The 9,496-nt window shown below is 35.8% G+C and carries 8 protein-coding genes and 1 pseudogene; 7 read left to right on the top strand and 2 right to left on the bottom strand.

Annotated features, from left to right (window positions below; genetic code table 11):
• Nucleotides 1-62: 62 nt before the first annotated feature.
• From HNS38_RS21250 to HNS38_RS15600, 4 genes and pseudogenes are all read left to right on the top strand, one after another.
• A pseudogene (locus tag HNS38_RS21250) lies at nucleotides 63-290 on the top strand (type II toxin-antitoxin system RelE/ParE family toxin); the annotation flags it as partial.
• A 5-nt stretch (nucleotides 291-295) separates the two neighbouring features.
• Nucleotides 296-580 (top strand): addiction module antidote protein, encoded by a 285-nt coding sequence (locus HNS38_RS15610; RefSeq protein WP_172346686.1) that lies wholly within the window; start codon nucleotides 296-298, stop codon nucleotides 578-580.
• Nucleotides 581-859: 279 nt separating this feature from the next.
• Complete coding sequence (locus tag HNS38_RS15605) at nucleotides 860-1,489, top strand: hypothetical protein (RefSeq protein ID WP_172346685.1); 630 nt, start codon at nucleotides 860-862, stop codon at nucleotides 1,487-1,489.
• A gap of 52 nt (nucleotides 1,490-1,541) precedes the next feature.
• Nucleotides 1,542-2,045 (top strand): hypothetical protein, encoded by a 504-nt coding sequence (locus HNS38_RS15600; RefSeq protein ID WP_172346684.1) that lies wholly within the window; start codon nucleotides 1,542-1,544, stop codon nucleotides 2,043-2,045.
• A gap of 50 nt (nucleotides 2,046-2,095) precedes the next feature.
• Here the strand turns inward: HNS38_RS15600 and HNS38_RS15595 are convergent, their stop codons facing one another.
• Complete coding sequence (locus HNS38_RS15595) at nucleotides 2,096-2,593, bottom strand: YcxB family protein (RefSeq protein ID WP_172346683.1); 498 nt, start codon at nucleotides 2,591-2,593, stop codon at nucleotides 2,096-2,098.
• A 1,012-nt stretch (nucleotides 2,594-3,605) separates the two neighbouring features.
• Between HNS38_RS15595 and HNS38_RS15590 the strand changes: the two genes are divergently transcribed.
• Both HNS38_RS15590 and HNS38_RS15585 read left to right on the top strand, forming a co-directional pair.
• Nucleotides 3,606-4,553, top strand: coding sequence for a phosphotransferase (locus HNS38_RS15590; protein ID WP_172276631.1), 948 nt, complete (start codon nucleotides 3,606-3,608; stop codon nucleotides 4,551-4,553).
• Between the two features lie 2 nt (nucleotides 4,554-4,555).
• A complete protein-coding gene (locus HNS38_RS15585) occupies nucleotides 4,556-5,383 on the top strand; it encodes a 3'(2'),5'-bisphosphate nucleotidase CysQ (protein WP_172276634.1) in 828 nt (275 codons plus the stop codon).
• A gap of 415 nt (nucleotides 5,384-5,798) precedes the next feature.
• On the opposite strand, the gene HNS38_RS15580 is transcribed toward HNS38_RS15585, so the two are convergent.
• Entirely contained in the window at nucleotides 5,799-6,254 is a 456-nt protein-coding gene (locus tag HNS38_RS15580; protein WP_172276637.1) for a ferritin family protein, read from the bottom strand.
• Nucleotides 6,255-6,580: 326 nt separating this feature from the next.
• Here HNS38_RS15580 and HNS38_RS15575 point away from each other — a divergent pair, with 326 nt between their 5' ends.
• The gene (locus tag HNS38_RS15575) at nucleotides 6,581-9,442 is read left to right on the top strand and encodes a hypothetical protein (RefSeq protein WP_172346682.1); all 2,862 of its coding nucleotides are present in this window, start codon (nucleotides 6,581-6,583) and stop codon (nucleotides 9,440-9,442) included.
• Nucleotides 9,443-9,496 lie beyond the last annotated feature (54 nt).

Genomic DNA, 9,496 nt, shown 5'->3' with positions numbered 1-9,496 from the left:
TTGAGTGGCACAGTTACATCGGTATAGGTGGCACAACATGAGTCAGCCTATCCACCAAAGCGAAAATCCTTTTCAGAATTCAAAAACTGGAAAGCGATGAGCATTTTGGAGACCATAAACCCGTTGGTGATGGAATTAAAGAATTACGAATAAATTTTGCTAAGGGTTATAGAGTTTATTTCAAAAAAAAAGATGGAAAGATTATTATCCTGCTGATTGGTGGAGACAAGTCATCGCAACAGAAAAACATTGAGCAGGCGAAAGAAATTTGGAAAAGATTAAACGAATAGAAAAAATGGAAACTTCAAAATTTGATATAGCAGATTATTTAGATAGCAAAGAGATGATTGCCGAATATCTAAATACAGTCCTCGAAGAAGGAGACAGTGCAGATATAATCACAGCCATAGGACATATTGCCAAAGCCATTGGAATGACCAAAATAGCTGAAGAAACAGGATTAAGTAGACCGAGTTTATACAAAGCCTTATCCAATGGTTCGAAACCTCAATTTGTCACCATAATGAAGGTTTTAAAAGCCATTGGAGGACAAATTCAGGTCAACCCAATATCGGCTTAAAAATGTTAAGGACATCAGAGTCCTTCCTATAACAAATCTAGTCAGTTTTTTATTAATTCTCCACACATAATATTTCCTATGTGCTAAAAATAGCGTTTGCTTTTTCGGTATTCTCGATCCTAATTATACATTTTTTATATTTCACAAAACATTCTTATACGCTTTTTTACGATTGCTAAAAAGACCTTATATTTGGCCAAAATAACGACATTAAGTAGACCATTTAAGGTGAATGGTCTTATCAATATCTTTAACCAAATGACCCATAAAAGAAACAAAATGAGATTCATATTTATTGCTTTAACAATACTCATTTCGGTAAGTGCCTTTCCTCAAAAGATACAGAAGATTGATGCCATTTTATTGAAAAAGGATTCAAAGGATACTTTAAATGTAAAAATCAAAGTGAGTGCTAATTTATTTGACAAGACCTTACTTAATGAGGGTAGCTTTTGTAGAAACCTAATCGTAATAGACACCAATGACAAAACTTGGCCAGAAGAAAAATGGCTTAAGCCAAAAGAATTAGATTATTTAGAGTTTATTGATTTTAAAGGGAAAACAAGGATATTTGTTGCCAGACAAGACACTGGACCTCTGAGTAAGATGGACCCTTTAAATAAATCATTATTCGAAGAGTTATTTGTAGGAGAGATTAGTTGGTATAGACAATATTCTTTAAATGCATATGATAGCTCCACCCATGAGAGTGATTATTTCATTAAAAAAGACAAAAAGAAACCAATATTTATTCATCTTTTTACCTCCCATAAAAAGCAATTATTAAAATTAGCCAAAGATATGCCTAAATTGGAGCCAATGATTCAAGCACTGAATAACTCTGATTTTGATTATGACATTCTAGAAATATTAAAAGCTTATGATGACTTTAAATCAAATAGTATCTAAAGCATTGTCTATTTATCTTACTGATCCGAATTCAATCTAGAACGATATTTCTATGACCAATAAACCAATCAAACTAACAGCATTCCTAATCATTCTAATAGGAGGGATCTATATTTTCAATGAACTGTCAGAATTTATGAAAATTGACAAATGCCTAGATTCTGGTGGTTCATGGAATGAGGAAACCAAAGAATGTATCCACTGTGAAAGTGATTTTAGGCAAATCAAAAATGCGGAGAATTATTCTACGAGTGCCTATTTTGAAATTGTAAATGAAACTTCAAACACTCTAGATTCTGTGCATATTGTTCCACAGGGCTATAAGAATGAGAACTTCATTGAAATACCAACGAATTATATTAGGGTTTTTATTGCTGATATGTCCTCAACTAAGAATACCGATGGTCATTATCATTTAAGCTTTTTGAGAGGTCAAGGACAAAGGGAAAGCATTGAATTTGGTAATTTCACCAATGGCCATCCATTAGAAGATATGACAACCATTATTATTGAAGCAGATACGGTTATCATATTTCGAGAATTTTATAATAATTAAAAAGCCTCCACCAAAAGGCTGAGATAATTTAAAACATAAAACCAAGACTACTACTCCCTAAACTTAGCCTTAATATTATTCTTATTAACCAATGACTTGAACTCACTCAACTGATCACCAAAGGCAGTTTTAGGGATTAAATTAAACATTTGCTTGTTTTGGTATATCAATATCCAATTTTTCAATTCCTTAACCTTATATGTTTTTTCCCAGCTCATTTCTGAACTAAATGTTTCACCATTTATTATTGTTTTCTCATCAGTAAAATCATAGGTGATTTTCTCTTGCAACCTACCATTAGAAGAAAAGCTTTTGTGTGCTCCAAACACTACAGAGATTGGCATAAATAAAAGAAAAAACAAGCCCATAAAGCCTGGTACAATTGGCGCTTCAGAATACATAGAATAATCTCCAATAGCATAAAGCAGAGTACCTGTTATCATCACCAAGCCTATGATATTAAGGAAAATGATCATTGGGCGTTTATAAACCAATAATAGCATCAACTTTAAGTATTCTTTTTTAATTAGTTTTGTTTCTACTAGCATAGTGTTTTCATATCAATTTGACTGTAAAGATACTTACAAATCAGTACTTCGCCATTAAAAACAAGCAATATAATTAATCCAACACGCCAATCACAACAGCATCTTCCAGACAAACCCAATTTCCACAATAGAGGCCATGCTCTTGTATGATTTTATAGGGTTCACCGATTTCAATACATGGAGGAGGGCATGATTCTAGGCATTTGCCATTACAATCCTTAGTAATCAAACAACCACGGGTTAAACCTATTCATATTTGACTCCTCCGGAGTCCAAAACAGATAGTTTATGAAATTTGTCTCTGAACAAGAAAGCGATTAAAGAAATTGTACCTAAACCATGCAAAGTTTATAAAGACTTACGAAGGAAAGTCTAGGACCGCCTTATCAGGAAGTCGTTAAGCGGAGCAAATAGCTTGTAGGAAATAAAAACAATACTGTTCGACCCTCGTTAGTGACCATTCGTAGAATGTCACTATAAGGAGGAGTTTATGCTGACATGCAATCGTCAACATTTATTGTTTTTCCGGAAAGCTATTTGTGGTTAGACTTGCTGATACAGCAGAGGTTTTGTTACACTTTTTAAAAAGTGTAGCAAAAAAATCATAACCTAGGGCCTCAATCCTTTCGCTGTGCTCAAGGCTTTGATCCCTTAGTTCATCCTAAAATAAATAATACTGTCTATCAAGTCTCTGAAGTTGTCAAATTTCAGTAGCTTTTAGCTAGGTTTATACTAATTGAAGAAAGAAAACAATCCTCTTAAATTAATTGTGACTTCTTCTTGACTTAATGAATGGTAAATCAAGTAAGAAATAATTCTTAGGCTACCCTATTTGTCACAATACCCTACCCTATAATCATTTAAACCCTAGCCTATAATCTATTTGCGACTTGAGGGAAAATACCAACTGTTTTTAAATGGTCATGGAATAGCCTTTACTATATGAGATACTGAGAAGTCACAAAGTTTCCTTGGAAGAATTACAGACACATTTTCCTATCTTTGCGCCCTTATGAATGAATATTTTAAATCCATCATTCTACAAAAAACTGGTGCTTCTTCTTTATATGAAAAAGAGGTGATTCAAGAGCTGTGGAGTGGTTATGGGAAAATCATACGAATAGGATTAGAGGATGCTTCTGTTGATAGTGTGGTGGTAAAGCATGTGCAGATACCCCAATATAAAAATCATCCACGCGGTTGGAATACTGATATCGGTCATCAACGAAAACTGAAGTCATACCAAGTAGAAACTGCATGGTACGATAAATACAGTAAAAACAGCATAGCCCGCCTGCCCCAATGTCTAGCCATTGAAACGAAAAATGATGAGGTGCTGATGGTGTTGGAGGATTTGGATGAAGCTGGCTATCCCTTACGCAAGAATGATCTTATATGGAAAGAAATAGTTGAGTGTTTGGCATGGTTGGCCAAATTCCACGCCAGTTATATGGGGCAAGTTCCAACTGGACTTTGGGAAGTGGGCACCTATTGGCATTTGGCGACCAGACCACAGGAATTGGAAGTACTGGATGATAAAAGACTGAAGAAGGCAGCTCCTATCATTGACGAAAAACTAAATAATTGTACATACAAAACCTTTGTTCATGGCGATGCTAAACTAGCCAACTTCTGCTTTGCTAAAGATGGACAGGTGAGTGGATTAGATTTTCAGTATGTAGGAGGCGGCTGTGGAATGAAAGATGTAGCCTACTTTATAGGAAGTTGCCTGGATGAAAATGACTGTGAGCGCTTGGAAGCAAAAATACTAGATACCTACTTTGGAATTTTACAAAGTGAATTGGAAGAAAGAAATGAAGCTTTAGAAAAGGAATGGCGGTCTTTATATCGAGTAGCTTGGGCAGACTTTCATCGCTTCCTAAAAGGATGGAGTCCTGGTCATTGGAAGATAAACACCTATAGTGAACGCGTAACAGCAGAAGTGATCAAAAACCTATAGATATGAATCTATCCTTACTTACTAATATAGCCATCAAGGCAGCCCATTCTGCAGGAAAAGTCATTCAGAAGTATATGAATGATGAAATTAAAGTGGAGAATAAAAAGGGAGGAGAAAGCTATGCCTCACAAGTGCTAACCGCAGTAGATCTAGAATGTGAAAAGGTAATTCTTTCTCATCTACTTCCCACCTGTGATGAGTTTGATATAGCACTTTTATCAGAAGAGACCGAAGATGATGGCAGTCGATTCGAAAAAGATTTTTTCTGGTGCATCGACCCCATGGATGGAACCCTTGCTTTTATCAATAAACAAGCGGGTTTCTCTGTATCCATTGCTTTAGTCGCAAAAGATGGAACACCCTATATTGGAGTCGTGTTTGATCCGAGCACGGACACATTATACCATGCCATCAAAGGGAAAGGAGCCTTTAAGAATGGTATTCCTTGGAAAATTAAGCATATAATTAACCTCTTAACCTACACGACCGACCGAACTCTGGAGGACACCCCTCGTGCAACCGAAATAGAAAGTTTGCTAAATAAACATGTAGAAAAGTTGGGTTTGAATGGGCTAAGAGAAATTGCTGGAGCAGGTGCGGTATTGAATGCCATCCTTGTATTGGAAAATGGCCCAGCCTGTATGTTAAAGCTTCCGAAAAAAGAAAACGGAGGAGGGAGTATTTGGGACTTTGCTGCTACTGCATGTATTTACCAGGAATTAGGCTTGCCCGCAACGAATTATAAAGGAGGGAAATTGGACTTGAACAAAAAGGATGGTACTTTCATGAATCATGAAGGAGTCTTTTATGCTAATTTAAATGCATTTTAGTAGGCTTTTGGTTTATTGAGTTAGAGGAGTTGATAGAGTTTTAGAGTAGGAGTTTTTATCAAAGTATATATTGGGGAATACCAAAGGTATTCAATATAATAGCCGCGGGTTTTAACCCGTGGATATTTATGAGAAAAAATTCAAAGTCGGCCAAAGGATTTATTAGAAAACCTGATTCTCCTACCGACGATCTACTCAGATCTTCATTAAAAGGGATTTCAAATCACCCTGCAAAGTCGCACTGCCCTTCAATTTCATTTCAAACATTATACAATCGACTTGAGATAAATGGCATATTCACAAGCATAACTTACCACTCACACCTATTTAAACTCCTGTCCTCTAAAACCCAATGATCAAAAAAAAAACCTCATCAAAAGATTTGACGAGGCTTATATATCGTGTTTGAGATGTTTTAGTTTTCTCGTAAAACAAATTCATCATATTCCAATTCGAAACGAAGTTTATGCTTGGCTTCTTCCTGGGCCAGACCATTAAATATTTTTGCCATTTCATCATTTGGAGCGCTTTCGGCCAATTTTAGATATAACTTATAAGCTGCTTTTTCTCTTTTCATAGCTAAAGTTAAAGCATCAGAATAACTCATGTCAGCATTGGTATCTCCGCGAACCACAAAGTCAGCAATTTTTAAATCCATCACCTTTTCCACAGGCATATCGTATAAACCTTTTTCTTTGATACTAGTCAAACGAGCTTTGTGACCCATCTCTTCTTTAGCAAAATCCTCAAAGGTTTCTTTCATCGATTTTTCATCAAACTTGGCGGCAAGCTTCACATAGAAATCAACTGCAAGTTGCTCATTATTAATAGCAAAGTCTAATATTTCTTCAATAGAACTAAAATCTTTCATATGTTTATCATTTAATAATTTTGTCATACGTAGCTCGCAAGAAATTCTCTTTTAAATGAATAAAGGAAGGGGTTTCATGCTCGATTCATATTTCTGTTTAAAGTATTGCATCAAAGATAGGAAATCCCATCTGTTTTTTCAGTGGATTATATAGAAATTCAGAATTTTACGCAAAGACTGGGGAAGCTTCTTACTTTTGCTACCTTTGAGCATACCATATTTACCTTTGTGATTGAGTTTATTATATACAATACTTAATCATTGAGATACTTTTGTCCTGAACACTATTTTCACAAAGCCTAATATATCATCAAAAAACCTTAGTTTTGAAACTTGATATAGAAAGACAAATGAAAAGACTCCTCCTCTTATTACTCGTTCTAACTATTGTTCCATTTACTTTTGGTCAATATTATTCCTCAGGACAAGATCCAGCCTCCTTAAGATGGAATCAAGTGAATAGCGAAAACTTTCAAGTCATTTATCCAAGAGGATATGATTCTGTAGCTCAATACGTAATCAACACCATGGAATATGGAAGGATTTTAACCTTGAAAACTCGTCATATCGAAACCAAGAAAATCTCAATCATACTCCATAATCAAACAGTAAACAGCAATGCAGAAGTAGCATGGGCTCCTAGCAGAATGGAGATTTACACGGTGACTCCTCAGTCTACTTATGGTCAACCTTGGTTTGAGCAATTGGCCATTCATGAATATACTCATGTGCTTCAAATTTCAGCCATGAATCAAGGTTTTACCAAATTCCTCTATAATATTTTTGGAGAACAGGTTACCGTTGGAATCTTCGGATTATACGTTCCCTATTGGTTTATAGAAGGTGATGCCACCGTTTCTGAAACCGCATTGAGTAAAACAGGAAGAGGCCGCGACCCCAATTTTGAAGCAGAATTACGTTCTCAAGTATTGGAAAAAGGAGTTTATTCTTTAGAAAAAGCCAGCTTAGGGTCCTATGAAGATTTCACCACCGATCGCTATCACCTGGGCTATTTTTTGGTGGGACAAGGACGTGCCCATTTTGGTAAAGATTTCTGGAATAAACCCATGTCGAACATAGGAAAATACCCTTTAGCTATTGTTCCTTTTGGAACCGGAATCCATACCAATTCTGGATTGGGTAAAAAGGAATTCTATCAAGAAATGATAGATGATTTAGCTGCAAGATGGCAAAGCCAGCTGAATCAAACCAATGCAGATAATGTGAATACACTCACACAACATCAAAGCTATATCAACTATACCAATAACTTTTATTTGAATGATAAAAAGATATTTTCTTTAAAGAAAGACTATCATGATATTGGAAAATTTGTAAGCATTTCAACTTCTGGAAAAGAAGAAAAACTTTTTACTCCCGGCTATTACTTTAGCGAAATGATTAGTAAGGGTGGTGATGAGATATGTTGGTCAGAATATCAATACGATCCTCGCTGGGGCTATCGCTCTTTTACCAAAATAATGCTCTACAATACTAAAACAGGCAATAAAAGGACGCTATTAAAGAAAACCCGTTATTTCTCACCTGTGATTTCTCCATCAGGATCCAAAGTGGCCGTAGTAGAAGTAGACGAGTTTAGCAATAGATTTTTAGTGGTTTTAGATTCTAAAAATGGAGAGATCATCCATAGAATCAAAAGCCCTGATAATGATTTCATCGCCCATCCATCATGGTCACCGGAGGAGGATCAGATAGTGGCAGAGGTGCTCAACTCAAATGGAAAAGGGCTTGCCATATTCTCTGTTGACGAGCCACGAGTAAGACGAGTATTGCCCTACCAACACACCCATATTCAATATCCTAGCTTTTGGAAGAAATATATTCTTTTTGAAGCCGCATATAATGGTATCATGAATGTTTATGCTTTAGATCTTCAAACTAAATCGCTTTTCCAAACCACCAATACGGTCTTTGGTGCCAGCGATTACAGCATCAGCCCAGATGGTAAAAATATTGCTTTTGCCAATCATACCGCCATGGGAAAACAACTGGTTACTCAAAAATGGGATAGAAAAGACTGGATTCCAATATCAGAAGTAAAAAATCACTCCTATAAATTAGCTGACATTTTAAGTGAACAAGTTGATACTCTTCTTAATCCAAAACATATTCCAGACCATAAATATGAGGTGAAGAAATACAGTAAACTAGCTCATATCTTCAATATTCATAGCTGGAGCCCTTTGGGTGTAGAAGCGGATAATTACAGCCAAAGTCCAGGTATTAACATCCTTACTCAAAATAAGCTTTCTACCTTATCAGCAAGTGCGGGAATCAATTATGATTTCAATACACAAGCTCCTAAATATTCCGCTAATATTAACTATTCAGGTTTGTATCCAGTTCTTAGTTTGGGTATAGATTATGGCCGAAGATATACCAATATCATTGACCAACAAACACAAGATACCACATCCTATTATTGGAACGAAACCAATATGAATACCGCTGTTTATTTGCCGCTTCTATATACTAGTGGCACATGGTCACATCGCATACAACCTCAAGTGGGCTTTAATTATAAGCAAATAGATGAAGGAGCAGAATTAAATTTCAATTTTAGAAATATCAAATCAACCAATTATACGATACAATATACCACTACCAAAAAATCGCCATCTCAAAATCTTTTCCCTGACTTGGGATTGAGTTTATTATTGGCTTATAATGAAACTCCTTTTAATAATGATGCAGGAGAGATGTTAGCTGCCAATGCAGCCATTTATTTACCTGGATTTTTCCGCCACGATGGATTTAGACTCATGGGAACTTATCAAGACAAGTCCGAAAACTCCAGTTTCTACTCAGATATGGCCAGCCCTGCTAGAGGATACACATCTATCTTCTATGAAGACCTCCTCACCATTAGAGCCGATTATCAGGTCCCACTACTTTACCCCGATTGGAATTTAAGTTCCTTAATTTATACCAAAAGAATAGTGATGGGATTATTCTACGATTACACCCAACAACCAGATATACCGAGCAATCATGGCTACGCTGGAAAAAATGATTTCTGGAGTACAGGAGTAGATCTTACTGCTGATGTACATTTCTTAAGAAGTAAATTTCCTTTCCAAATAGGATTAAGGACGGTATATGTTGATGGTTATACGAAGAACCCACAGAGTATTCAATACCAGTTTTTGTTTGGTTTGAGTATTTAAGAGAAAGAGTAAAGTGTTATAAAAACAGCTAAGGTCAAACACCAATAACAAACA

The sequence above is a fragment of the Lentimicrobium sp. L6 genome (assembly GCF_013166655.1).
In the GTDB taxonomy this organism is placed as follows: domain Bacteria; phylum Bacteroidota; class Bacteroidia; order Bacteroidales; family UBA12170; genus UBA12170.
Note: the sequence above shows the minus strand (reverse complement) of the source record. Positions and strands in the feature narration are given on the sequence as shown.

What these genes read in the sequence shown, in the direction of transcription:
- HNS38_RS15595 (WP_172346683.1), bottom strand. Translation starts at nt 2,593, where the DNA reads ATGCTAGTAGAAACAAAACTAATTAAAAAAGAATACTTAAAGTTGATG.
- HNS38_RS15610 (WP_172346686.1), top strand. Translation starts at nt 296, where the DNA reads ATGGAAACTTCAAAATTTGATATAGCAGATTATTTAGATAGCAAAGAG.
- HNS38_RS15600 (WP_172346684.1), top strand. Translation starts at nt 1,542, where the DNA reads ATGACCAATAAACCAATCAAACTAACAGCATTCCTAATCATTCTAATA.
- HNS38_RS15585 (WP_172276634.1), top strand. Translation starts at nt 4,556, where the DNA reads ATGAATCTATCCTTACTTACTAATATAGCCATCAAGGCAGCCCATTCT.
- HNS38_RS15590 (WP_172276631.1), top strand. Translation starts at nt 3,606, where the DNA reads ATGAATGAATATTTTAAATCCATCATTCTACAAAAAACTGGTGCTTCT.
- HNS38_RS15580 (WP_172276637.1), bottom strand. Translation starts at nt 6,254, where the DNA reads ATGAAAGATTTTAGTTCTATTGAAGAAATATTAGACTTTGCTATTAAT.
- HNS38_RS15605 (WP_172346685.1), top strand. Translation starts at nt 860, where the DNA reads ATGAGATTCATATTTATTGCTTTAACAATACTCATTTCGGTAAGTGCC.